Origin of the sequence: Thioalkalivibrio sp. ALJ15 (assembly GCF_000383695.1) — a bacterium.
Classification (GTDB): Bacteria; Pseudomonadota; Gammaproteobacteria; order Ectothiorhodospirales; family Ectothiorhodospiraceae; genus Thioalkalivibrio.
Genome location: NZ_KB912057.1, coordinates 592,650 through 616,871, shown reverse-complemented (window position 1 = coordinate 616,871; position 24,222 = coordinate 592,650). Strand labels below are relative to the sequence as shown.

The following is a 24,222-nucleotide window of genomic DNA, read 5'->3' as shown; positions in this document are numbered from 1 at the left end:
TGGCGGTGGGGTCAGGGATTGTTAGTGCCTACTGTACGGCGCGACAGGGGGGGCTGCGCCAGAAGCGCGGCTGCGAGAAAGGAAAATACCACGCCCAACACCACGGTGAGCCCCATGGCCCGCAATACCGGAAGACTGGAAAGGGCCAGCAGGCCAAACACGGCCACGGTGGACAATGCGCAGATGCTGACCGAAGCGGCCGTGTTCTGCCGTGCCTTCAGGTCTCTCAGCGGACGGCTGAAAAATACGGCGTAGTCCAGGCACAGGCCAACGATCAGCAGCAGCGCGATCAGATGGAAAAGGGACAAGGGAATCCCGAGCAGGATCAGCGCAGCCACGGTCAGGACCAGCCCGCTCCCTACCGCGGTCAGGATGCGCAGGCTGCGCCCGGGGGCGCGGGTGACCAGCAGCAGCAACAGGGTGACGGCCACCACGCCGAGGGCCAGCCGCTCCAGTGCCTGATCGCGGAATCCGCTGACCAGGTCCTCCGAGGCGCGCAGGAAATCCACGTGCTGCACGCCCACATCGGCCAGGGCGGGCAGATCCGTCAGCGGTTCCCGCTGCAGCCATTGCCTCACCGCGGTCGCATCCTCCACGCCGCTCAGCCGCACCCAGGCCATCCAGTCGCCGCGGGCCTCGTCCGGCATCAGCAGGGTGCCTGTCGTCTGACGCAGCGGGCCTTCCGGCAGCGTCGCCGGTGTGAGCGGCTCCAGGTCGCGGGTCCGGGCCACATCCTCCAGAAAGGGTTCGAAGGCATCCGCGCGGAAACCCAGCCCGTTGACCGCGGTGTCCAGCCGCTCGCGCAGGGTGTCCGTGGCGGGCAGGGAACCCTGGCGTGCGCGCTGCAGTGCCTGGCTCGGCAGGGCCTGGGCCGCATGGTCGTAGGCGGTCAGCGCCCCCTGGTTGCGCAGATCTTCAAGGCCCGGGGTCAGTGCCTCGGCGGCCTGCAGCGCCCGTTCGGGGTCGGGTGCGGTGATCAGCAGGGCATGGCGGATATCCGGAAGCCCCAGGGCGTGGCGCAGTTCGCGGTCGCGGTCGATGTGTTCCTGCGGCACCGGGTGCAGTGCGCCCAGGTTGTCCTCCCAGGGGAACGGGTCGGCGCTGGCGATGACCACCAGCGCCCCCAGCACGGAGGCGGCCAGGATCCAGCGCGCCGTCACCGGAGGCTGTGTCAGGGCGGACGGTACCGGCAGGCGGGCCGGGGGTGCCCCGTCACGCTGCAGCGCCTGCGGCATCAGGCGGGGCAGTACCCAGCGCGTGGTGATCGCGGCCACGCCGACGCCGGTCAGCACGAACAGCCCGAGCTGGGCCATGCCGGAAAACCCCGTGATCGCCATCAGCGCATAGACCAGTACCGTGCTCCCGGCACCCAGGCCAATTGCCGGCCACAGCTCGCGCGCCACGCCGCGCATCCCGTCACTCGGGGGCTGCCGGCTGTGCGCGAACAGGTGCAATGGGTAGTCGAGCGCGATGCCCAGCACGGTAATGCCGAACGCCAGTGCGATCCCGTGCAGGTGGCCGAATACCACGGTCACGACCGCCGCCCCGGCCAGGATGCCGGTGGCCAGCGGAACGGCCGCGAGCCAGACCGGGTGGGGGTGGCGGAATACGACCAGCAGGAGTGTGGCCAGGGCCAGGCTGGCGGCCAGGCTGAAGGTGGTGATCTCGCCGCGGATGCGCCCGCGTGATTCGACCGCAATCACCGCGGGCCCCGCGACGAGCAGGTCCAGATCGTCCGTGTAGTCGGCAAAGGCCTCGTCCAGTGCCTTCAGGAGCGACTCCTGACCGTCCAGGTCCATGCCTTCGGCCGCGCTGTGCAGGACCAGCAGGGCCCGATCGCGCTCGGGGTCGACCCAGACGCCGTGGCTGTCGCGTTCGCCCCCGCCACCGGCCTGTCCCAACTGCTCGAGCACCACCAGTGATTCGCCCGTGGGGTCGCGGCCGATCAGTTCCCGGGGCATCAGCGGGGCGGCACTACTGAGGTCCTCCCGGCGTTCCCCGAGCCGGTCGCGCAGGGTGTCGACCGAGAAGCGCTCCGGGGTGACCTCGGGGCTCAGGAGATAGCGGTGCTCAAGCAGGAAATCCAGGGCGGGGTCATCCGGGTCGAGACGCCCGTTACGGATCTCCGCGACCGCGGGGTGGTCGCGCAGCGCCTGGACCAGATGGTCGCTGGCATCCGCGCGTGCCTGGCTGTTCCCGCCTTCGATGCCCAGCAGCAGGACCTGTCCGGCCGGGCCGCCCCCGGGGTCCAGCGCAATCCCGGTCTCGGTGACCGGCTCCGGGGTGAAGCCCTGGAGGTCGGTGACCAGTTCGCCCCGCCACAGCAGGATGCTGGCTGCCACCAGCAGCCCGATCAGCCAGAGTGCCGGTCCCGGTGACAGGGGGAAGCGATTCGGCACCAATCAGTCGCCGTCTTGCGGATCGAGCTGCATGCGGCTGTGGCGCCCTCCGGATTCCTCGGTGTCCAGACGCAGGAGGGCACCGCCCTCGCCCTGGAGGTCGAGTCCGAGGATCATGCGACGAAGGGCGCGGTCACGCGGGGTGAGTTCCAGCCTCCAGGCCTCCAGGTCGCCTTCGGTCTCGACCTCGAAGTGTTCTTCCAGTCCCTCGCGTTCCCCCTTGGCGAGGGAGCGGAACAAGGCGGCAAACGCGGCCAGGCCCGGCTGCTCGTCCAGGTCCACCTCGCGGCTGGAGCCTCGGCGCTCCACGATCACTTCGCGCCCCTCGATCCGCACGCGTTCGCCGCCGTCGCCATCCATCCGGCGCTCCAGGGTGTCCGGTGGCTCGAACACCAGCGTGCCGGTCCGGGTCTCCGGGAATTCGAGCAGGGGGTCCTGGCGGGTTTCGCGAAAGTCGATACGTGAAGGCGGATTGTCGGCCAGTGCCTCCAGGATCTGGTCCAGTGTGTCGCCGGAGGTCTCCGCCTGTGCGAACAGCGGGCAAGTCAGCAGGAGCACCGCCAGGGCCAGTGCCCGGACCCCGGGCAGTTGCCGGAAGCAAGGCTTAGCGAGACGAGTCATTCCAGAAATCATAGAAGTTGAACCAGTTGTACGGGGCCTCGCGCACGCGTGCCTCGAGGCGATCGGCGTAGCGTTGCACCCATTTGGCCAGGGCCTCTTCGCGTCGGCCGCGGGGCGCCTCGATGACGTCGGCAAAGCGTTCAAAGACGATATCGTAGCGATTGCCGCCGCGATAGAGGCCGAAGCACAGGATGACCGGGACCTTCAGAACGGCGGCCATTAGCAGGGGGCCCTGGGGAAAAAAGGCCCGTCCCCCGAGGAAACGACATTCGACCATCTTGTCGCTCTCGGCCACGCGATCGGCCAGGGTGGCCACAATCCCCCCTTGTTCCAGGCAGTCGCGTGCGTGCAGCAGGGTCTCGGTATCGCCCAGGGGGATGACCGTCGCGGCGATCTCGGGGTTGAGCGCCTCCAGCAGTTGGGTGATGCGCTGATTGTGATTGCGGTACATCAGCACGCGAACGGGAAAGTCGTTTTTGCCGACCGCGAGTACCCGCAGGGCTTCGAAACTGCCCAGGTGTGCCCCCAGCAGCAGGGCCCCGTGGCCACTTTCGACATGTTCGAGGAAGATCTCGCGATCGTGAACCTGAAGATCCAGGCACTCGTCCTTGCCGGCCAGCAGGAAGACGCGGTCCAGGATCACGGCCGCGAAGCTGTGGAAGTGCCGGGCAATCTCGCGCAGGCGCGGTTCGCGTCCGAGCACGCGGCGCAGGTAGTCCCGGCTGGACCCCCGGGACTTGGGAGCGAACAGAAGAAAATAGGCGGTTATCGGGTACAGCAGTACGCGCCCGGCCGGTCGCCCGAGATGCAAGGCAACCCACAAGATGATGCGCAGCGCCAGGGGGGGCCCTCGCTCCCCCTGGCTGAACCACCCCCGGCTCACGCCGGTTGTCCGGCGTCGTGCAGTTTCAGTTGCCCGCTACACAGGAGTTCGGGGGGCTCCGTACCGTCGCGGATAACGCGGAATGCGCGCAGGCCGCTGGTACCAGGGGGGTCAATCTCCACCCGGAAATCGACCTCCGGGAGCAATGGCGCCAGGAACTTGGCCCGTGGCAGGGCGGCCACCGGCCCCAGGCCGCTTGCGCGCGCGACGGCGACCACTGTGTCCAGGATGACCACGCCCGGTACGACCGGCTGACCGGGGAAATGCCCGGGCAGTGAGGGGTGGCTGGCCGGGATGCGGCGCGTGGCAATGATTGGGGCCATTGTTCAGGCGCACTGACCGTGCTGATCCAGCAGGTCCAGCAGGACCTGGCGCGGGAGCTTGCCCGTCGCGCTGCGGGGGAGGGCATCCACCATCACCAGGGGGCGCGGAAGGAACAGCGGGTCCGTGGTTTCGGCCAGGGCCGCCAGGATCTCGGCCTCGGAGCGCTCCGGGGCGACCACGATCGCAGCCAGACGGGCAGTCCCGCTGTCCTGTCCGGGGTTGGGCGGGATGAACACGCCGTCCAGTACGCCGGGGATGGCGTTCAGGCGCCGGTTCAGCTCGGCAAGAGAGGCGCGCTTGCCGGCGATATTAAGCTGATCCGCCAGGCGCCCGCGCATGCGGAAGCGCCGGGCATCTTCCCGTTCGATGCGGTCGGGCAGGGGGACTGGTGCCGGGTGCTGGGGCCCCTGTACTGCCACCCGGTCGCTGTCCTGGGTTGTCAGGGCAATCCCGTCATAGACCGTCCACAGGGGCTCCCGGGCCGTCTCGCGGCTGGCGATGGCCCCGGCCTCGGTGCAGCCGTAGATCTCGCGGACGGTCGTGCCAAACAGTGTTTCCGCGGCCCGTGCCCGGTCTTGTTCCAGTGGGGCGGTGGCGCTGAGGATGCGCGCCGCTCTGGGCCAGGTCAGCCCCGCCCGCAGGCAGGCGTCCAGGTGAAACGGGGTCGTGACGAGGTTTGCCGGGGCATGCTCGGCCAGGGCCTGGCGGATATCGTCCGGGAAGAACGGGCGCTCGGCCAGCAGCGTGCAGGGGCCGAGCAGGGCATACAGCACCGTGGACTCCAGGCCGTACATGTGTTGTGCGGGGACCGTTCCCACCAGTGTTCCCCCGTCGGCATCCAGTCCGAAGCGGCGCAGGGCCTGTGCGGTCACGACGTGAAGGCTGTTCCAGCTCCTGCTGTGGGCAGTGGGCTGTCCGGTGCTGCCCGAGGTATAGGCATGCACCGCCATCTGATTCGACGGGATCTCGGGGGTCGCACCCGCATTGTGGGCGTGCCCTGTCCCGTCCGCGGTGACGGGAATGACGGGGATGGTGACACTGAGGTCGCGCTCGTCCACCAGTGCGTGCGCGCCGGGATGACGCTCGGCGATCTCGCTCAGGGTTGTCCGGGCGCGGTTCGGGGGGAGGATGTTAGTGCCCCCGCGCAGCAGGATCGCGGCAAACGCGACGGCAAAGCGATAGCGATCCTCGCACAGGTTGAAGTGGGCTCCACCGGCCGGGATTCGCCGGGCGAGGGCGCGGACATCCGCCAGAAACGCGGTCCGCGAGACACAGCGTCCTGCCACCCAGGCCAGTGGCGTTGGGTGGTCGGCAATCAGCGCTTGCGTGTTCGAGTCCCTCATCGTTGTCTCAGGATGTGGCGGTGGTCGGCGCGTGCCAGCGCGGCGAGGTAGGGCAGGAAACCCGCCCGTGGTTCGTCGCACAGGAGCCAGCGCCGTAACGGATATTCCAGCATGAACAGCGCCGCCAGGAACAGATAGTTGATCCCATTTGCGAACAAGGCCCAGGTGGTGGTGGATACCGCCACCGCCAGTACCGCCGACAACAGGGCGAGTCCACCGCACAGCAGGGCCCAGGCGGCCGTCAGCCGCCGCGTATAGCGATGCACCGGCGTGCTGTCGGAGGCGCCCATGGCCAGCGCATACCGGGTGATCAGGGGTGTGGAACCCGGGCGCAGAGAGCGGGCAAACAGCCATGCCAAGCCCCCCTGGATAAGCACCGGTACTGCATAGATCAGCCATTTTCCGGCCGGCTCGGTACCCAGAAGCAACACTAGCACGGCCAGCACCAGGGCTATCACCCCCCGGCCGAGCACGGGCAGGGCCGGCCAGGCGAGGACCAGTATGAGCAGCGCCAGCCACGCCAGTGGCAGTCGCGGCAGCTCCAGGAAGCTGCCCGCGATCACGGCCACCGGGTAGCCCAGGGCTACCACGGCGGCGATCCGGGTACTCACGACGTGGCTCGGTGCGCCTCGATATGGGCGGTCAGGGCCCGCAAGGATGCGAAGATCTGGCGGTTGTTCTCGTCATCGGAGCGGATCTGCACGCCATAGGCACGCGAGATGGCCAGCGCCAGCTCCAGTGCATCGATCGAGTCCAGCCCAAGCCCCTCGCGGAACAAGGGGGCCTCCGGCTCGATGTCCTCGGGGCTGACCTCTTCGAGATTCAGACTGTCGACGATCAGCCTGGCGACTTCCTGTTCCATTGCGGTTTGTGCTGCCACGTCTCTCCCCTAAATAGCGGCGTAATCCGAAATCGGCTCTCCCTGTGCGAAGGTGCTGGGCTTCCCGCGCACCTTCCAGCCCGGGGCCGATGATACGCAACCCCAAGGGGGCGTGGTACCCTCCAAATGCAGGGAACAAGCGGTTTTGCGGGGCGGGCCGGCAGAGTGGGCGCTCTCATGGGATGAGACGACTCGGCCGCCAGCGAGCCGCCAGGGGGGGGGATATGGGGGGCAAGTCGTGATCGGCGGCCGAGTAGGACTGCGGCGCGTCGGGCCGGATGGGCTGCTGACGTTTGGGTTGTCCAATCTGGTCATTGTGCTGACGGCGGGGCTTAGCTGGCTCGCGCTGTGGGGTCGCATGCAGCTCTGGGTGCGCGGTCTGCACTGTCCGGGGCGGGCACCCTGGATCATTGTCCTGGGGCAGCAGTTACAAGAGGGGCGTCCTGGGCCGGGTTACCGGCTGCGCCTGTTGCGGGCCCTGCGCTTGCTGCGGCGCGACCCGGAGGCCCGCGTTCTGCTGTTGGGGGGGTATACCTCGCCGGAGGGGCCCAGCGAGTCAGCCGCAGGGGCGGCCTTCCTGCGCCAGCGCGGCATCCGGGCCTCTCGCATCTTCTGTGAAGAGGACTCGCGGCACACCCTGGAGAACCTGCAAAACGCCCGCGACCTGCTCGCCCAGCGTACCGGCGGCAGCCTGCCGAGCTGCGTGCTCGTGACCAGTCGCTTCCATCTGCCCCGGGCGGTGGCCATCGCGCGCGGGGTGGGACTCGAGGTCTGTCCCTGCCCTGCCGAGCACTCGCCGCGAGTGCCGCAGCTGCGGCTGGCACGCGAGATCTGGATGTTGCACTGGTACCACACCGGGCGGCTGTTCGCCCGGCTGATCCGCCATCAGGGGATGCTCGACCGGATCAGCTGACCCGCCCTTTGCAGTAGCGGTCGCAGCCGCTACATCGCGCGGATGCGTTCGCGCTGGGCGGCGAGCTGGTCGCGGGTGGCCTGCATCTCGGCGACGCGGTCGCGTTCCTTCTGCACGACCTCGGCCGGGGCGCGGTCGACGAAGCTCGCGTTGGCAAGGCGCTTTTCGCTCTGCTCGAGGTTCTTGTCGAGCTTGCCGATCTCCTTGTCCAGGCGGGCCAGCTCGGCATCCTTGTCGATCAGCCCGGCCAGCGGGATCAGCAGCTGCATCTCGTCGACTAGGGCCATCGCCGATTCCGGGGCCTCGTCGGCGGCGTCCAGCCAGGTGACGCTCTCGGGTTTCGCGAGGAACTCCAGCAGGCCGCGGTGGCGCGTGTAGCGCTCCTGGTCGGCCTCGCTCCAGTTCTTCACCAGCACCGGCAGCGGCTTGCCCGGGGCGATGTCCATCTCCGCGCGGATGCGGCGCAGCCCGGTGATGAAGTCCTTGACCCAGTCGAGCTCGGCGGTGGCGGTGGCGTCATTCGGGAAGCCGTCCTGCGCCGGCCAGCGGCACTGCACCAGGAACTCGATGTCATCGCCGATCCCCGCATGCGGCTTTACATTGGTCCAGATCGACTCGGTGATGAACGGCATAACCGGGTGCAGCAGGCGCAACAGGGCCTCGAGCACAGTGACCAGCGTATTGCGCGTGGCGCGCTTGACTGCATCCGGGGTGGTGTCGTCGTTCAGTACCGGCTTGGTCAGCTCCAGGTACCAGTCGCAGTAGTCGTGCCAGGTGAATTCGTACAGCGTCTGCGCGGCGAGGTCGAAGCGGTAGGCATCGAGCTGCTGCGTGGCGGTCGCGGCGGTGGCGGCCAGGCGGTCGAGGATCCAGCGATCGGCCAGGGTGCGGTGTTCCGCCGTGTCGGTGGCCGCCGAGCAGTCGTGGCCCTCGACGTTCATCAGCACGAAGCGCGAGGCGTTCCACAGCTTGTTGCAGAAGTTGCGGTAGCCCTCGATGCGGCCGAGGTCGAACTTGATGTCGCGCCCGGTGGTGGCCAGCGCCGCGAGGGTGAAGCGCAGGGCATCGGTGCCGAACGCGGGGAAGCCGTCGGGGAAGGCCTTGCGCGTGGTCTTCTCGATCTTCGCGGCCATCTGCGGCTGCATCAGGCCCTGGGTGCGCTTGGCCACCAGGTCGTCGGCGCTGATGCCGTCGATCAGGTCAATCGGATCGATCACGTTGCCCTTGGACTTGGACATCTTTTGGCCTTCCGAGTCACGGATCAGGCCGGTGACGTAGACCTCGCGGAAGGGCACGTCGCCCATGAAGTGCTCGCCCATCATGATCATGCGGGCGACCCAGAAGAAGATGATATCGAAGCCGGTGACCAGCACGCTGGTCGGGTAGAAGTCGCGCAGCTCCGGCGTCTGTTCCGGCCAGCCGAGGGTGGAGAACGGCCACAGCGCGGAGGAGAACCAGGTGTCCAGCACGTCGTCGTCCTGGGTCAGCACCACATCGGCCGCCAGGTCGTGCTTGTCGCGCACCTCGTCCTCGGAACGGCCCACAAAGACATTGCCATCGCTGTCGTACCAGGCCGGGATGCGGTGGCCCCACCAGATCTGGCGCGAGATGCACCAGTCCTCGATGTTGCGCATCCACTCGAAGTAGGTCTTCGACCAGTTCTCCGGCACGAAGCGGATGCGGCCATCCTCCACCGCCTTGATCGCCGGCTCGGCCAGCGGGCCGGCCTTCACGTACCACTGGTCGGTCAGGTACGGCTCGACTACGGTGCCGGAGCGGTCGCCGCGCGGGACCATCAGCTTGTGGTCGTCGATCTTCTCCAGCAGCCCCAGGGCGTCCAGGTCGTCGACGACCTTCTGCCGCGCCTGGTAGCGGTCCAGGCCGCGATAGGCCTCGGGTACGTTGTCGTTCAGGCAGGCGTCGATGGTCAGGATGTTGATCACCGGCAGGTCGTGGCGCTGGCCCATCGCGTAGTCGTTGAAGTCGTGCGCCGGGGTGATCTTCACGCAGCCGGAGCCGAACTCGGCCTCGACGTAGTCGTCGGCGATGATCGGGATCTCGCGCCCGACCAGCGGCAGCTTGATCGTCTGGCCAATCAGGTGCCGGTAGCGCTCGTCCTCCGGGTGCACCGCGACGGCGGTATCGCCCAGCATGGTCTCCGGGCGCGTGGTGGCCACGGTCAGGTGCCCGGAGCCGTCGGCCAGCGGATAGCGGAAGTGCCACAGGTGGCCGTTCTCCTCCTCCGACAGCACCTCCAGGTCGGACAGCGCGGTGTGCAGCACCGGGTCCCAGTTGACCAGGCGCTTGCCGCGGTAGATCAGGCCCTCTTCATGCAGGCGCACGAAGACCTCGCGCACCGCCGCGGACAGCCCGTCGTCCATGGTGAAGCGCTCGCGCGACCAGTCCACCGAGTCGCCCAGGCGACGCATCTGGCGGGTGATGGTGCCGCCGGACTGGTCCTTCCAGTCCCAGACCGCCTCGAGAAACTTCTCGCGTCCGAGGTCGTGGCGGCCCTTGCCGTCGGCGGCGAGCTGGCGCTCGACCACCATCTGGGTGGCGATCCCGGCATGGTCGGTGCCGCCCTGCCACAGGGTGCGGTCGCCGTGCATGCGCCGATAGCGGATCAGGGTATCCATCAGCGTGTGCTGGAACGCGTGCCCCATATGCAGCGTTCCGGTCACGTTCGGCGGCGGCAGGAGGATGCAGTAGCTGGCCTCGCCCGACTCCGGCGGCGCGAAGATGTTCGCGGCCTCCCAGCGTTCGTACTGGGTCTGCTCGATGCTCTTGGGGTCGAAGCTTTTGTCCATGATCGCGGGCGCGCTCGGGTCGGAATGGGCGAAAGCCGCGCATTATAACGGCGCGGCGCGTGCGCCGCCCGGTGCCCGCATTGGGGCGTTCGCCTGCACTGTTGTGGCTAGGCCTGGTTCGGCCTCGGGTGTTTACGTGCCTTCGTCCGGCCGCCTGCCTGCGCTGTCTCGGCAGCGCGCCCCGAGTTACTTCTTTGCTCGTGCAAAGAAGTAACCAAGAAACACGCCCGGGATTCGCCCGGGAACCTTGCTCCGGACGCGTCAGGCCGGCGGCGCTGAAACTCGCTACGCTCAGACAGTCAGCGCCTTCTCCCGGCCTGTCACGCCCTCCACAAGGGGCTCATATCGGGAGGGAAGGTCAAAACCGACGGTGTTCCCGCACCTGTCATGAGCCCAAGGCTGTAGGGTGCGTTGAGCGCAGCGAAACGCACCATGCCAACGTCGGGGCAACCCTGATGCGATTCGCTGCGCTCATCAGCATCCTACCTGCGCCCTGGCGCCCGCTCGCGGGCGCGGCACGCCAGGGCCGTAGGCCGCGCGTGCCAAGATGTTGGAACATCTTGCCTCCATCCACTCGCACGAACCTCTGGATCGCCGTTGTCTTGACCTTCTCCCCCCGTATGAAGCCCCTTGCGGAAGGGTCCTCGGGACGGACGATTCAAAATAGAAACGGGGGCGCTGACTGTCTGAGCGAAGCGAGTTTCAGCGCCGCCGGCCCGAGGGCCCTGGAGCAAGGTCCCCGGGCGGAATCCGGGTGCCCTTCTTTGGGTACTTTCTTGGGCAAGCAAGAAAGTACCTCGGGGTGCGCTGCCGAGACAGCGCTTGGCAGGCGGCCGGACGAAGGCACTCGGAACACCCGAGGCCGAACCAGGCCCAGCCTGAAAGCGGTGAGAGCTTGGCTCAGGTGGTGGCGAGCCGGTGGAGCAGCTCGCGATAGCCGGTGCGGTAGTCGGGGTAGCGCAGGCGATACCCGCTGGCATGCAGTCGCCCGTTGCGGCAGCGCTTGCCGCGGACGTCGCCGGCCGGCATCGGCGGCGTCCCCGGCGGATCGAGCTCCATCTCCTGCGCCAGCCAGCCGAGCAGCTCGTGGCGCAGGGCCGGTTCGTCATCGACGCCCAGATAAAGCGGCTCGGGGTCGTCCAGATGAAACAGGTGGGTCAGCAGGCCCACGCAGTCCTCACGGTGGATGCGGTTGGTCCAGACCGGTGCTTCGTGCTGGCCACGCACGCCCTCGCGGACCTTGCGCAGGTGGTACTCGCGCCCCGGACCATAGATGCCGCCAAAGCGCACGACCACGCCGGCAAACGGGCTGTCGGCCAGCAACTGCTCGGCCTCCAGCAGGCAGTGCCCGGAGAAACGGGTGGGCTCGGCCGGGCTGGTCTCGTCCACCCAGCGCCCGTCGTCGGCGCCAAAGACCGAGGTGCTGGAGACGAACACGATGCGGCGCGGATTTTGTTTGGCCTGCTCCAGAGCGGCCAGAGTGTTGCGCAGGCCGTCGACATAGGCGCGGCGGTACGCGGCCTCGGTGAACTCGCCCGGGGTGGCGATGAAATAGACGGTGTCCAGAGCCGCGGGGAGCGGCGGCAGCGCGTCCGCGCGGGCGAAGTCGCCGGCCAGCGGCTGGATCGGTTCCGGGATGCGCTCTGGCTGACGGCGCAGGCCCCAGACCGCGTGCCCGGCTGCGGCGAGCTGTTCTCCGACGCCGCCGCCGAGATCGCCGCAGCCCATGATCAGGATGTTGGCCATGAATCAGTATCTCTCTGGGTGCTTTCGCAACCTAACGTTTCGGCGTACGGAAGACCAGTCCCAAAGTATGGGTTCGACCCGGGGCAATGGCTCGGGCATGCTGGCGGCGACGTCGATCAGGGGAGGTATCGCTTGGGCAAGGCCAGCCGCAGGAAGGGGAATATATGCGCCTGTGGATCCGGGCTGGACCGGGCGGCCTGCTGCGGGCAGTACCTGGACGGCGCGGCTGCGGCCCCGACGGCGCAGGCGCTGATGCGCTCGCGCTATGCCGCCTTCGTGGAGGGGCGCGAGGACTATCTGCTGGCCACCTGGGCCGCCGCGACGCGACCGGAATCCCTGGTGCTGGAGCCGGGCCAGCGCTGGCTCGGTCTGGCGATCCGCGCGACCGAGGCGGGCGGGCCGGAGGATCAGGAGGGCTGGGTCGAGTTCGTCGCCCGCTCGCGGGTACGCGGCCAGGGGGTGCGCCTGCACGAGCGCAGCCGCTTTCGCCGCGAGGACGGGCGCTGGGTCTATGTGGACGGCGAGTTCCCGGGCGCATGATCGATGGGGATCGCCCAGCCGGTTCGCCGGTGGATACGGCACTGCTGGAGCGGGTGCTGGAGGCGCTGCGCGGACATCCGTGCGGATGTACGGAGCATGCGCTGATTGCGCAGCTGCGCGATCTGGAAGTGGAGCCGTTCGCCGCGGCGCGCCTGCAGGAGCCGTTGAGCCTGTTCCAGACCCACTTTGTGCTGTTCCACTGTCTTTACCGGCTGCGCGACATGCTCGCGGGGCAGGGCGAGTGGCTGCGTATCCATTGCCTGGATATCGGGATCGAGCCGCTACAGGCGGCGGACATGGGGTCGGACCTGCCGGCGCGGGGTGATCCACTGCGGGCCTACTACCTGGATCTGACGCGGCTGGAGGGGATGGATGCGGCCGCGGTGGAGGCGCTACTGGGCGAGTTCTGGGCGCATCTGGCGCGTGACGAGCGGCGCGAGCAGGCGCTCGAGGTGCTGGGGCTGGAGGATCCGGTTGATGCGGCGGCGATCCGGCAGCAGTACCGGCGTCTGGCGCAGCGTCACCACCCCGACCGGGGTGGTGACACAGCCGTCCTGCAGCGGATCAACGCGGCCCGCTGGGTGCTGCTGGCTCAGGGCAGTTAGTCGTCCGAGTCGGACATCGTGGTCACGAAGGCCTGTTCCACGGTGAAGTTGCCGACCCCCTTGTAGTTGGTCTGGGTCCAGCCGTGGTCGACCAGCCACTCGCTCATCTCGCGGTTCATCGCCGGATTGCCGCAGAGCATCACGCGGTCGTGCTCCGGATCCGCCGGGGGCAGGTTCAGGATCTGAAACAGCTCGCCGGAGCGGAACATGTCGGCGCCGCGCTGGTTGTTGTCGTACGGCTGCTGCGCGATCGGGCAGGCGAAGTCGTGGTTCTCGCGGGTCACCGTCGGCACGTAGCGCAAGCGATTGCTGATGCGCGACTCGATCTCCTGGCGGTAGGCCAGCTCCTCGACGGTGCGCACGCTGTGCACCAGTACCGCGTTCTCGAAGTGCTCGAACAGCTCCGGGCTGCGGATCAGCGAGATGAACGGGGCCAGACCCGTGCCGGTGGCCAGCATGTACAGGGTCCGCCCGGGCTGCACGTAGTCGAAGGTCAGTGAACCGGTGACCTTGGTGTTGATCCAGATCGAGTCGCCGGGGCCGACCTGGGCCAGGCGACTGGTCAGCGCGCCGTCGGGAACGTGGATGCTCAGGAACTCCAGTTCCTCGGCCTCGGGTTCGGAGACGATCGAGTAGGCGCGCGGGATCAGTTTGCCCTCGGGGCGCAGACCCAGCGTGACGAACTGCCCGTTCTTGAACTGCAGGCCTTCGGGGCGCGTGGTCTTGAAGCTGAAGGTCTTGTCCGACCAGCGATGGGTCGAGGTGATCTGTTCTTCCGAATACGGCATGGGGTCCCACGGTTGATCAGTTGAGATGGGCCGCACGCTAACAGCTTGCCGCTGGCAAGGCGAAAGCGTCGGCTATCTCAAGGGTTGAGGCGCGCGAGCCGGGATTCAAGCCTGATCAGCGGCCGGCAATTTCCGCGAGGTAGTCGGCCAGCGGAATCGGCCTGGCCAGGTGATAGCCCTGGACGAAGTCGAGCCCGATCTCGCGCAGGTGGTGCATGGTCTCCTCGGATTCCACGCACTCGGCGATGGTGCGCAGCCCGAGCACATGGCCGACGCGGTGGATCGCGGTGACCATCGCCGCATCGACCGCGTTGGTCGCGATGTCGCGCACGAAACTGCCGTCCACCTTGAGGAAGTCGACCGGCAGGTTCTTCAGGTAGCCGAACGAGGACAGCCCGCTGCCGAAGTCGTCCAGGGAGAAGCGGCAGCCCATGTAGCGCAGTGCGCGGATCAGGCCCTGTGCGCGGTCGTGATGACTGATCGCGGCGGTCTCGGTGATCTCGAAAATGATCTGCTGCGCCTGAATGCGGAACTGGCTCATGCGGCTGGTGATGAATTCGAGCATCCCGTCCTGCGCCAGCGACTGCCCGGACAGATTGATCGACACCACGACTGGGGCATGATCCGGGTTCTGGTCCCGGTGATCGGCCAGCTGGCGGAACACGAGTTCGACCACATGGCGATCGATCTCGGGCATCAGGTGGTAGCGTTCGGCAGCCGGGATAAAGGCGCCCGGGGTGATCAGGGTTCCGTCTTCCCCGTGCAGGCGCAGCAGGATCTCGACATGGTCCAGCGGCAGATCGGCGCCGTTCAGGGGCTTGACCGGCTGGGCATAGGCGACAAAACGGGCATCCTCCAGGGCCGCACGCAGACGGCCGACCCATTCCATCTCGCCATGGCGTCGGCGCAGGATCTGGTCGGAGGGCTTCCAGGTATAGAGCCGGTTGCGCCCGAGATCCTTGGCCACGTAGCAAGCGGAATCCGCCTGGCTGAGGACCTCCGGAAGGTTCCGGCCAGGGCCCTCGATCGGGACCAGGCCGATGCTCATGCCCACATCAAAGCGGCGGCCCTCCCAGGAGAAACGCAGTCCCTGGGCGGTGGCCAGTAGTTTCTTGCCGATGGCCTCCGCGCGTTCCACCGGGCAATGCGTCAGTAGCAGGCCGAACTCGTCACCACCGAGACGCGCCAGGGTGTCGCTGTCGCGAATATGGGCGGGCAGCAGGTCGGCCAGTTCGCGCAGTAGCGCGTCCCCGGCCTGATGGCCGCAGGTATCGTTGATGATCTTGAACTGGTCCAGGTCCATATAGAACAGCGCGTGGGGCGTGTCGCCCTCCTCCAGGGTGCGCAGGGCCTCGTCCAGGCGCCGTTCGAACTCGCGGCGGTTGCACAGGCCGGTGAGCTCGTCGTGGGTGGCCTGGTGGTTCAGTTGCTGGGTCATGCGCCACAGCTCGGTGTGGTCATGCAGCACGACCACGACCCCCTCGCTGTGGTGGTCCGGTCGCCGCAGGGGCGAGACCAGCAGGCGGACCACGCGGGCCGCACCGTCCGGGCGGCGCAGCACGCGCTCCGGCGACTCCAGCGTCATACCCGTCTCCAGGCACTGCGTGACCGGGTTCATGACCCGGTGGCCGGTATGCGTGTCCTCGAGCTCCAGCACCTCGTCGAGACGCTGGCCCTGGACCGCCGTGGCGTCCACGCCCAGCAGGTCGCGCGCCGACGGGTTGAGATAGGTCAGGCGCCCGGTGGTGTCCGCGGTCAGCACGCCGTCGCTGATGGAGTGCAGCGTGGTCAGGAGTCGGTCGCGCTCCGAGGCCGTGGTCGCCTCGGCCGCGCGCAGCGATGTGATGTCCCAGGCGACGCCGAGCACGCCCGGCTGAAGTGACTGGGCAATCTCCGACGGCATCCATGAGATGGAGAAGTGGCTGTCGCCGACCTTGACCTCGGTTTGAAAGCGCTCTCCGGCGAGTGCGCGATCGATTGCAGACAGGATGGCCGGGTGGTCGGCGTACAGCCGGCGTGCGTCCTGCCCGACGACCTCGCCGGGTTGCAGCCCCAGGCTGTGCAGTGCAGCCCCCTCGGACAGGGTGAAAACACCATCCGGCCCCAGCCCGAACAGGATCAGCGGCGCGTGGCGGATCGTGGCCGAGAGCTGGGTCTCCAGCTCGTGCAGGGCCTGCTCGGATTGCTGCTGTCGGGTGATGTCGCGGACCGTAGTCAGGACCTCGATATCCTCCCCGGTATGAATCGCGTTGATATTGATCTCGGCTGGAAATTCGCCCCCGTCTCGTCGGCGGTAGCGCGTTTCAAAGCGGGCCGGCAGGCGCTCGTCGGGCTGGCCGTGCGCATGGTCGACGTCGGCTTGCGTGGCCTCGAGGTCGATCGCGGTGATGTGGATGCCGTCGGTCAGTTCGCCTTGGGCGTAGCCGAGCAGGCGCGATGCGGCCTGGTTTGCCGCGACGACATGGCCCGCTCGATTGAGCACCAGCTGCGCCTCCGGTGCCTGGTCAAACAGGCGCTGAAAGCGGGTGCTGTCCGGATGATCGGGCATGGCGACAGGATGAGTCCTTTCGTAGGGTGCCGGGGTCGCAAGTGGGTCCGCTCCCGAGTGTCACCTGTCGCGTGGGTGCTGGCAAGCGCTGGTCGCCGGTTATTGTCCGGGGGCCTGTGTGAGACGGGAGGTGTGGTCCGCGGGCGGCGATGACGCGGGACTGCGCAATCGTTCGAGGGCCCAGCCGACGTGTTCGCGTACCAGGGTGGAGGGGTGGTCGGCGCGGGCGCGAAGGGCCGTCTCGGCCTCCGCGGAGGCTGGGCCATTGCCCAGGGCGATCGCTAGGTTGCGCAGCCACTGCTCGTGGCCGATACGGCGGATGGCCATGCCCTCGGTGCGTTGCAGGAAGGTGATCTCGTCCCAGCCGAACAGTTCCACCAGACTAGCGGCATCCAGTCCGTGGCGGGCGACGAAGTCGGGTTCCGCGGAGACCTCGGCAAAGCGGTTCCACGGGCAGATCAGCTGGCAGTCGTCGCAGCCGTAGATGCGGTTGCCGATCAGCGGGCGCAGCTCTTCGGGGATCGACCCCTTCAGTTCGATGGTTAGATAGGAGATGCAGCGCCGGGCATCCAGGTCGTAGGGCCCGCGAAAGGCCTGCGTCGGGCAGATGTCGAGGCAAGCGGTACACGCCCCGCAGTGTTCGCCGACCGGGCCGTCCATCGGTAGCGGCAGGTCCGTAAACAGCTCGCCGAGAAAGAACCAGGACCCGCTCTCGCGGGCGAGCAGGTTGGTGTTCTTGCCGATCCAGCCGAGCCCGGCGCGGGCGGCCAGGGCCTTTTCCAGAATGGGGGCGCTGTCGGTGAAGGCACGATAGCCGTGCGGTCCTGCCGCGGCCTCGATGCGCCGGCCCAGCTCGGTCAGGCGCTTGCGGATCAGCTTGTGGTAGTCGCGGCCGAGGGCGTAGCGGGAGACGTAGGCGCGGTCCCGTTCGGCCAGCTGGATCGCCGGGCGCCGGGTGTGCGGCGGGAAGTAATCCATGCGCACGCTGATCACGCGCTGTACGCCCGGCATCAGTTGTGCGGGGTCGTGGCGCAGTGCGGCGCGTTCGGTCATCCAGCCCATCTCGCCGTGCGAGCCTTTCTGCAGCCAGCGGTCCAGGTGCTGGCGGTCCGCCTCCGGGACTGTGGCCGGCGCGATGCGCAGGGCCTGGAAGCCCAGCTCGCGGCCCCAGGCCCGAATCTGTTCGGCCAGTGCGTCACATTGGCGTGGATCGAGAGGCTCAGGCACGATTTCGATAATCATACGATCGGGGCAATAAACGTGAATGATGGACCCGGGGCGATCCCCCTGACCAGCGCGCTTTACGACAGCGAGGGCATGCGGGCCCTGGATGCGGCCGGCATGGCCCTGCCGGAGATCGCGCCCGGGGAGTTGATGGAGCGGGCCGGGGCGGCCCTGCTGGCGGCCGTCAGGGCCCACTGGCCCGAGGTGCGCCGGCTCGGCATCCTCTGCGGCCCCGGCAACAACGGGGGCGATGGTTATGTGCTGGCGCGACTGGCGGCACAGGCCGGCCTCGATGTGCGGCTCCATGGCGGCCCATCGCGCGCGCGCCCGCAGTCGGACGGCCGTCAGGCGCATCGACGCTGGATCGAGCACGGGGGGGCGATGGCGCCGCTCGAGGCCTTCGACCCGGCGGACGCCGAGCTGTGGGTCGACTGCCTGTTCGGTATCGGGCTGGAGCGCCCGCTGCACGATGCCTATGGCGAGGTGGTTGAACGCCTGAATGCCTCCGGGCGGCCCGTGCTGGCCGCGGACATCCCCTCGGGCGTCAATGCCGATACCGGCGCGGTGCCGGGACCCGCGGTGCGCGCCCGGCATACCGTGACCATGATTGCCGACAAGCTGGGGCTGCACACCGGCGCGGGCGTGGACTACGCGGGCACCGTCGAGGTGGCGCGGCTGGATTTGCCCGAGCAGATTGCCCGGGGCGTGATGCCGCGGGCCCGGCATCTGGGCCCGGAGGGCTGGCAGGATCGTCTTCCGGCCCGCCGGCCGGGGGCGCACAAGGGTAACGCCGGACATGTGCTGGTCGTCGGGGGCGCGCCGGGATTCTCCGGGGCGGCCCGCCTGACGGCGCTCGCGGCCCTGCGTGCCGGGGCCGGGCGGGTGACGCTGGCCACGCACGAGGACCATGCGGCCTGGGCCAATGCCGACCGGCCCGAGATCATGGTGCGGGCGGTGCGCGAGCCGACCGATCTGTTACGCCTGGCCCGTCAGGTGGATGTGATCGCGGCAGGCCCGGGTCTGGGCACGGAAGAGTGGGGGCGCCGCCTGTGGCACGCGGTCGCGGATGCGGGGGTGCCCCTGGTGGTGGATGCCGATGCCCTCAACCTGCTGGCCGCGACACCCCGTCAGATGGATTCCTGGATCCTGACTCCGCATCCAGGCGAGGCCGGCCGCCTGCTGAATCGTCCGGCGGCGGAGGTGGAGGCAAATCGACCGGCGGCCGTGCTCGAGCTGGCGCAGCGCTTCGGCGGCGTGTCGCTGCTCAAGGGGGCCGGGACGCTGGTCGCCGACGCCGATCCCGGTGTTGAGGTCGGGCCACTGACCTGTGTGACCGGGGGCCACGCCGGCATGGCGGTCCCCGGGAGCGGGGACGTGCTTACGGGGATTATCGTCGCGCTGCGGGCGCAGGGGCTCGAGGCACGCGCCGCGGCCGAGATCGGGGCAGCCTGGCATTGTGCCGCTGGTCGGGTCCTGCGCGCGCGGCTCGGCAGCTGGCGCGGGCTGCTGGCGGGCGAGCTGGCGGATGCGCTGCCGGCCGCCGCCGGGGAGGAGGGTGTGTGAACGAGGGGATCCGGCTACCGGACGCCGCGGCTACAGAGCGGGCCGGTGCGGCCCTTGCGGGGATGGAAGGCCTGCAGATCGTCTCCCTGGAGGGGGATCTCGGCGCGGGCAAGACGACCTGGGCGCGTGGCCTCCTGCAGGCGCTGGGGCATGCGGGCAACGTGCGCAGCCCCACCTACACGCTGGTGGAGTCCTACGAACTCCAGGGACGCAGCGTGTTGCACTTCGATCTGTATCGCCTGGCGGACCCGGAGGAGCTGGAGTATCTGGGGGTGCGCGAGGCCTTTGACGGGCAAGCGCTCTGGCTGGTGGAGTGGCCGGAGCGCGGGGCCGGCTGGCTGCCGGAGCCGGATCTTCGGGTGCGGCTGGAGCCGTGCGAGCCGGACGGGCGCATGCTTTACGTGTCCGGGCCGGCCGCCGGCGACTATCGCACGCGCCTCCAGCGAAACGCCCCACCCTGATAACCCAATGAAAAGCCGGAATAAATCCAGTCCCCAAGAGGGGTTGCGGTTCTTGTGGGGCGAGGTATCAGTTGCAATGCCACACACAAAAACCTCGATATCTCGCTCATAAAGAAAGAATTTTGCTATTGCTTTTCCAGAAAAAGCGTCCACAATGGAGTCAGACCCCCTGAATTAAAAGGGATTCGCCGTGGGCCAAAGCACGATTCCGGATATGCGCCGCCGCCAGGTGCTGCGCGCTCTGACTGCCCTGGGGCTGGTCGGGCTGCCGCTGCCCGCACTGGCGCGCACGGGTGTCGAGCGGGTGCGCATGTCCGTGGATGGTGACACCACGCGCCTGGTCTTCGACATGGATGGCGATGCCGAGTACTCGATGTTCAAGCTCGAGTCGCCCGATCGCCTGGTGGTGGATATCAAGAACGCTCGCGCGGTGGACGAGCTGAAGCTCAGCTCCAATCCGCGTTCGGTCGTGGAGTCGATCCGTCACGCCCCGCGCGACGGCGGTGATCTGCGCGTGGTGTTCGACCTGCGCAAGCCGATCGAGCCGCGCAGCTTCAAGTTGATGCCGGCCCAGGATTCCCCGCATCGTCTGGTGCTCGACCTGACCAGCCGCGAGGGTGCCCCCACGCAGTCGGCCCGGGAGGAATCCCGCGACAACGGCGAACCTCGCCGAGGCCGCTCGCAGGAGGATCTGCGTGATGTGGTGGTGGCCATCGACGCTGGCCATGGCGGGCATGACCCGGGCGCGATTGGCCCTGGTGGTACCCGCGAGAAGGACGTGGTCCTGCAGATCTCCAAGCGGCTGGCCGAGCGCGTCGACAACGAGCGCGGCATGAAGGCGGTGATGATCCGCACCGGCGATTACTTCCTGCCCCTGCGCGAGCGCATCGAGCGTGCCCGCGAGGCGGACGCTGACGTCTTTGTGTCGATTCACGCCGACGCGATCGCCAACCGCAACGTGCAGGGTTCCTCGGTATACATGCTCTCCGAACGCGGGGCCTCCAGCGAGGCCGCCCGTTTTCTGGCGCAGCGCGAGAACCAGGCCGACCTGCGGCTGGGCGGTGTACCGATCAACGGCAAGGATGACTCCCTGACCAACGTGCTGCTGGATCTGGCTCAGAGCGGCAGTCTCGAGGCGAGCAACACCCTGGCCGAGCGCATGATTTCCGAACTGCACCGGGTGGGTAAGGTGCGCAAGCCGGAGGTCGAGCGGGCGAACTTCGCGGTGCTGCGCTCGCCCGATGTCCCGTCCATCCTGGTCGAGGCCGCGTTCATCTCCAACCCGTCCGAGGAGCGCAAGCTGCGCAGCACGGACTTCCAGAATTCTCTTGCGGATGCCCTGCTGACCGGGCTGCGGTCCTATTTCTCGACGCATGCCCGCCCGGGCACGCTGATCGCCGATGGTCAGCCGGACCAGCACATTATTCGCCCCGGCGAGACCTTGTCCGGGATCGCCGATCGTTACAGCCTGTCGCTGGCCGATCTGCGCTCGGCGAACGATGTCAGCGACGATCGCATCTACGCCGGCCAGGTCCTGCGCATCCCGCGCGATTCCTGACGCCCATCGGCGCCTGCCCGTCCCGGAACGGGTGCCCGTCACGGATTCGGACTTTGTACCCACCGCGGTCTGTGCAGGGGCGCCCACCGGCGCGTGCAAATCGAGCTGCGTTTCCCTAGGCTTGTGGACCCATTCCGGCCCATGGATTCGCGTGTGTCCATCGAGAAACTCTCCGAGCAACTGATCAACCAGATCGCAGCAGGCGAGGTGGTCGAGCGCCCGGCCTCGGTGGTCAAGGAGCTGGTGGAGAATGCCCTGGACGCGGGTTCGACCCGCATCGAGATCCGTCTGGAGCAGGGCGGCATCCGTCTGATCCAGATCAGCGACAATGGTTGCGGCATCCATCGCGACGAGCTCCCGCTGGCACTGTCACGCCACGCGACCAGCAAGATCCGCTCGATGGAGGACCTCGAGGCCCTGCACACCCTCGGCTTTCGTGGCGAGGCACTGCCGTCGATCGCATCCGTCTCGCGCCTGTCCATGACCTCGGCGGTGGAGGGCGAGCGCAATGGCTGGCGTCTGACCGGGGATGGTTCGGATGTCTTTCGCGAGGCGGCCCCTGCCGCGCACCCGGTGGGCACGACGGTCGAGGTGCGGGACCTGTTCTTCAATGTCCCCGCAAGGCGCAAGTTCGTGCGCACCGAGCGCACCGAGCGCACCGAGTTCAACCACTGCGAGACCGTCATCCGTACCCAGGCGGCGGCCTGCCCGGAGGTCGCCTTCATCCTGCGCCACAACGATCGTGTGGTGTTGGACCTGCCCGCCGCAGCGGACCCTGCCCAGCGCGTGCGTGCCCTGCTGGGCGAGGCCTTTATGGACGCGGCGACGCCGGTGGACGAGCAGCGCGCCGGCCTCAAGCTTTCGGGCTGGCTGGGCGCCCCGACCCAGTCCCGGGCCCAGCCCGATCAGCAGTTCTTCTTCGTTAATGGCCGCGCGATTCGCGACCGCGTGCTGGCGGCAGCCGTGCGCAAGGCCTATCAAGACGTGCTCTACCACGGGCGTCACCCGATGTTCGTGCTGGAGCTCGAACTGGACCCCGTGCAGGTCGACGTGAACGCCCACCCCACCAAGCAGGAGGTGCGTTTTCGCGAGTCGCGGATGGTGCACGACTTCATCTTTCATGCCCTGCACAAGGCGCTGGCGGATGTGCGTCCCGGGGATGGCGGGATGCCCGGGCATCTGCCGCCCGTGACCGGGGCCGCGCGGCCGTCACAGGAGCAGGCTGCGCCGGGGTTCCCACGCGAGCGGGCGCTCAGCGGACTGGGGGTGCCCGAGTACCGCGCCGAAGCCCGGTCGCCTGCGGCCGGGTCGGGTGACCGCCGCGAGTATGCGTCTGGAACATCATCGGAGTATGCGGCAGCCTGGGCCGAGTTCCGCGGGCCAGCCGCGGTGGCCGAGCCCGCGCCCCGGGCATTCGAGGCGGCCGCCCGCGCGGATGAGGACGCTGGCACGGAAGGCACGCCCCCGCTGGGCTTCGCGCTGGGGCAGGTCGCGGAGACCTTTATCCTCGCGGAGAATGCAAGCGGCCTGATCGTGGTCGACATGCATGCGGCCCACGAGCGCATTACCTACGAGCGGCTCAAGCGGGAGTGGGGGGCGCAGGGCATTACCTCGCAACCCCTGCTGGTACCGGAGACGCTGGACGTGACGCCCACCGAGGCCGCGCTGGCCGAAGAGCATGCCGGTGTATTGGGCGCCCTGGGCTTCGAGCTGGATCGCGCGGGACCCGAGACGCTGACCTTGCGCGCGGCCCCGGCGCTGCTGCGCGGGCGTGACACGGCCCAGCTGGTGCGCGATGTGCTCGCGGACCTCGCGGCCGTCGGCTACAGCCACCGCGCCGAGGGCGAGATGAATGCCGTGCTCGGCACCATGGCCTGCCACGGCTCGGTGCGCGCCGGGCGTCGTCTGACGCTCCCGGAGATGAACCAGCTGCTGCGCGACATGGAGGCGACCGAACGCTCCGGGCAATGCAATCATGGCCGCCCGACCTGGGTGGAGCTCGATCACCAGGCGCTGGATCGCTTGTTTCTGCGAGGCCGCTAGCGATCAATGGACGCATTCGGACCCGGCCGCCCGCCGGTGGTGATCCTGGCCGGACCGACGGCCTCGGGCAAGACCGCGTTGTCGCTGGCGCTTGCCGAGGCGCTGGAGGGCGAGATCGTCAGCGTCGACTCCGCGCTGGTCTATCGCGGCATGGATATCGGCACCGCGAAACCGACTGCGGAGGAGCGCGCCCGCGTGCCGCACCATCTGCTGGATATCCGCGATCCGGAGGACACTTACAGTGCCGCCGACTTCGCGCGCGACGCCCGGGAGGCGATCGCCGGGATCCACGCGCGTGGCCGGGTGGCGCTGCTGGTGGGTGGCACGCTGTTGTACCTGCGTGCCCTGCTGGATGGTTTCGACGAGATCCCCGAGGTACCGGATGCGGTGCGCGAACGGGTGCGGGCGCGCCTGGACGTGGAGGGTGGCCTGGCCTTGCATCGCGAACTCGTCAAGGTGGATCCCGAGGCGGCGGCGCGTATTCACCCGAACGACCCGCAGCGCATCCTGCGGGCACTGGAGGTCTTTGAGGCGACCGGGCGGCCGTTGTCCAGCTTCCAGCAGGGTGCGGCGGCCCGCGTGCCGGAGGGCTGGGTATCGCTGGCCCTGTGGCCGGAGGATCGCGACGTCCTGCGCGACCGGATCGCCCGTCGCTTCGACGCGATGCTGGAGGCCGGGTTTGTCGACGAACTGATGGCCCTGCAGCAGCGCCCCGGGCTGACGGCGGAGCATCCCTCCCAGCGCGCGGTGGGCTACCGTCAGGGCTGGCAGTGGCTGGCGGGAGAGCTCGACTTTGCGCAGTTCCGCGAGCGGGCGATCGCTGCGACGCGGCAACTGGCCAAGCGCCAGCTGACGGGCTTGCGGCGATTCCCGCTGCATGCGCGATTGAACGCGGCCACGATCGATCGGTCGGAAGTGTTGAACGTGATTCGCCGCGCAGACTTCCAGTAGTGATGTGCTACTCTCTGAGAGGGCG

Annotated in this window: 20 protein-coding genes; 8 read left to right on the top strand and 12 right to left on the bottom strand. The window is 68.3% G+C overall.

What is annotated here, in order from left to right:
• Nucleotides 1-11: 11 nt before the first annotated feature.
• Genes G015_RS0106480 through G015_RS0106450 form a run of 7 tightly spaced genes read right to left on the bottom strand, consistent with a single transcriptional unit; the run spans nucleotide 12 to nucleotide 6,450 of the window.
• Nucleotides 12-2,402: an MMPL family transporter gene (locus G015_RS0106480; protein WP_020146347.1), complete on the bottom strand. Its 2,391-nt coding sequence runs from the start codon at nucleotides 2,400-2,402 to the stop codon at nucleotides 12-14.
• Nucleotides 2,403-2,957, bottom strand: a complete 555-nt coding sequence (locus tag G015_RS0106475) for a LolA-related protein (protein ID WP_018137730.1) — start codon at nucleotides 2,955-2,957, stop codon at nucleotides 2,403-2,405.
• A 46-nt stretch (nucleotides 2,958-3,003) separates the two neighbouring features.
• The gene (locus tag G015_RS0106470) at nucleotides 3,004-3,903 is read right to left on the bottom strand and encodes a lipid A biosynthesis acyltransferase (RefSeq protein ID WP_020146346.1); all 900 of its coding nucleotides are present in this window, start codon (nucleotides 3,901-3,903) and stop codon (nucleotides 3,004-3,006) included.
• The gene (locus G015_RS0106465) at nucleotides 3,900-4,226 is read right to left on the bottom strand and encodes a hypothetical protein (RefSeq protein ID WP_018174596.1); all 327 of its coding nucleotides are present in this window, start codon (nucleotides 4,224-4,226) and stop codon (nucleotides 3,900-3,902) included. The genes G015_RS0106470 and G015_RS0106465 overlap by 4 nt, the downstream gene beginning before the upstream one ends.
• 3 nt (nucleotides 4,227-4,229) lie before the next feature.
• Nucleotides 4,230-5,570 carry an AMP-binding protein gene (locus G015_RS0106460; protein ID WP_018993768.1) on the bottom strand — a complete coding sequence of 447 codons (1,341 nt, stop codon included), beginning with the start codon at nucleotides 5,568-5,570 and terminating at the stop codon, nucleotides 4,230-4,232.
• Nucleotides 5,567-6,181 carry a hypothetical protein gene (locus tag G015_RS0106455; protein WP_018137726.1) on the bottom strand — a complete coding sequence of 205 codons (615 nt, stop codon included), beginning with the start codon at nucleotides 6,179-6,181 and terminating at the stop codon, nucleotides 5,567-5,569. Before G015_RS0106455 ends, G015_RS0106460 begins: the two co-directional genes overlap by 4 nt.
• The gene (locus G015_RS0106450; protein ID WP_012981895.1) at nucleotides 6,178-6,450 is read right to left on the bottom strand and encodes a phosphopantetheine-binding protein; all 273 of its coding nucleotides are present in this window, start codon (nucleotides 6,448-6,450) and stop codon (nucleotides 6,178-6,180) included. The genes G015_RS0106455 and G015_RS0106450 overlap by 4 nt, the downstream gene beginning before the upstream one ends.
• A gap of 238 nt (nucleotides 6,451-6,688) precedes the next feature.
• Here G015_RS0106450 and G015_RS0106445 point away from each other — a divergent pair, with 238 nt between their 5' ends.
• A complete protein-coding gene (locus G015_RS0106445; RefSeq protein ID WP_018137725.1) occupies nucleotides 6,689-7,363 on the top strand; it encodes a YdcF family protein in 675 nt (224 codons plus the stop codon).
• 29 nt (nucleotides 7,364-7,392) lie between these two features.
• On the opposite strand, the gene G015_RS0106440 is transcribed toward G015_RS0106445, so the two are convergent.
• Together G015_RS0106440 and G015_RS0106435 are read right to left on the bottom strand one after the other, a co-directional pair.
• On the bottom strand, nucleotides 7,393-10,170 hold the full coding sequence (locus G015_RS0106440) for a valine--tRNA ligase (RefSeq protein ID WP_020146345.1): 2,778 nt from the start codon (nucleotides 10,168-10,170) through the stop codon (nucleotides 7,393-7,395).
• A gap of 900 nt (nucleotides 10,171-11,070) precedes the next feature.
• Complete coding sequence (locus tag G015_RS0106435; protein ID WP_020146344.1) at nucleotides 11,071-11,916, bottom strand: SDR family oxidoreductase; 846 nt, start codon at nucleotides 11,914-11,916, stop codon at nucleotides 11,071-11,073.
• A gap of 132 nt (nucleotides 11,917-12,048) precedes the next feature.
• Between G015_RS0106435 and G015_RS0106430 the strand changes: the two genes are divergently transcribed.
• Together G015_RS0106430 and G015_RS0106425 are read left to right on the top strand one after the other, a co-directional pair.
• Nucleotides 12,049-12,456: a YchJ family protein gene (locus G015_RS0106430; RefSeq protein ID WP_018174601.1), complete on the top strand. Its 408-nt coding sequence runs from the start codon at nucleotides 12,049-12,051 to the stop codon at nucleotides 12,454-12,456.
• Entirely contained in the window at nucleotides 12,453-13,061 is a 609-nt protein-coding gene (locus G015_RS0106425; RefSeq protein WP_019592163.1) for a DNA-J related domain-containing protein, read from the top strand. The genes G015_RS0106430 and G015_RS0106425 overlap by 4 nt, the downstream gene beginning before the upstream one ends.
• Here the strand turns inward: G015_RS0106425 and G015_RS0106420 are convergent.
• The 3 genes from G015_RS0106420 to queG form a co-directional block, all read right to left on the bottom strand.
• The gene (locus tag G015_RS0106420; protein WP_018138600.1) at nucleotides 13,058-13,849 is read right to left on the bottom strand and encodes a ferredoxin--NADP reductase; all 792 of its coding nucleotides are present in this window, start codon (nucleotides 13,847-13,849) and stop codon (nucleotides 13,058-13,060) included. The genes G015_RS0106425 and G015_RS0106420 overlap by 4 nt on opposite strands.
• Nucleotides 13,850-13,964: 115 nt before the next feature.
• Nucleotides 13,965-16,397, bottom strand: a complete 2,433-nt coding sequence (locus G015_RS0106415; RefSeq protein ID WP_018138599.1) for an EAL domain-containing protein — start codon at nucleotides 16,395-16,397, stop codon at nucleotides 13,965-13,967.
• Between the two features lie 99 nt (nucleotides 16,398-16,496).
• Nucleotides 16,497-17,639 (bottom strand): tRNA epoxyqueuosine(34) reductase QueG, encoded by a 1,143-nt coding sequence (gene queG / locus G015_RS0106410; RefSeq protein WP_020146343.1) that lies wholly within the window; start codon nucleotides 17,637-17,639, stop codon nucleotides 16,497-16,499.
• An 18-nt stretch (nucleotides 17,640-17,657) separates the two neighbouring features.
• On the opposite strand from queG, the gene G015_RS0106405 reads away from it, so the two are divergent.
• From G015_RS0106405 to miaA, 5 genes are all read left to right on the top strand, one after another.
• On the top strand, nucleotides 17,658-19,184 hold the full coding sequence (locus G015_RS0106405) for a bifunctional ADP-dependent NAD(P)H-hydrate dehydratase/NAD(P)H-hydrate epimerase (protein WP_020146342.1): 1,527 nt from the start codon (nucleotides 17,658-17,660) through the stop codon (nucleotides 19,182-19,184).
• On the top strand, nucleotides 19,181-19,645 hold the full coding sequence (tsaE, locus tag G015_RS0106400; RefSeq protein ID WP_020146341.1) for a tRNA (adenosine(37)-N6)-threonylcarbamoyltransferase complex ATPase subunit type 1 TsaE: 465 nt from the start codon (nucleotides 19,181-19,183) through the stop codon (nucleotides 19,643-19,645). Before G015_RS0106405 ends, tsaE begins: the two co-directional genes overlap by 4 nt.
• Nucleotides 19,646-19,859: 214 nt before the next feature.
• A complete protein-coding gene (locus G015_RS0106395) occupies nucleotides 19,860-21,203 on the top strand; it encodes an N-acetylmuramoyl-L-alanine amidase (protein WP_018138595.1) in 1,344 nt (447 codons plus the stop codon).
• Nucleotides 21,204-21,356: 153 nt separating this feature from the next.
• The gene (mutL, locus tag G015_RS0106390; protein ID WP_020146340.1) at nucleotides 21,357-23,246 is read left to right on the top strand and encodes a DNA mismatch repair endonuclease MutL; all 1,890 of its coding nucleotides are present in this window, start codon (nucleotides 21,357-21,359) and stop codon (nucleotides 23,244-23,246) included.
• 6 nt (nucleotides 23,247-23,252) lie between these two features.
• Nucleotides 23,253-24,197, top strand: a complete 945-nt coding sequence (gene miaA, locus G015_RS0106385) for a tRNA (adenosine(37)-N6)-dimethylallyltransferase MiaA (protein WP_018174606.1) — start codon at nucleotides 23,253-23,255, stop codon at nucleotides 24,195-24,197.
• Nucleotides 24,198-24,222: the final 25 nt, after the last annotated feature.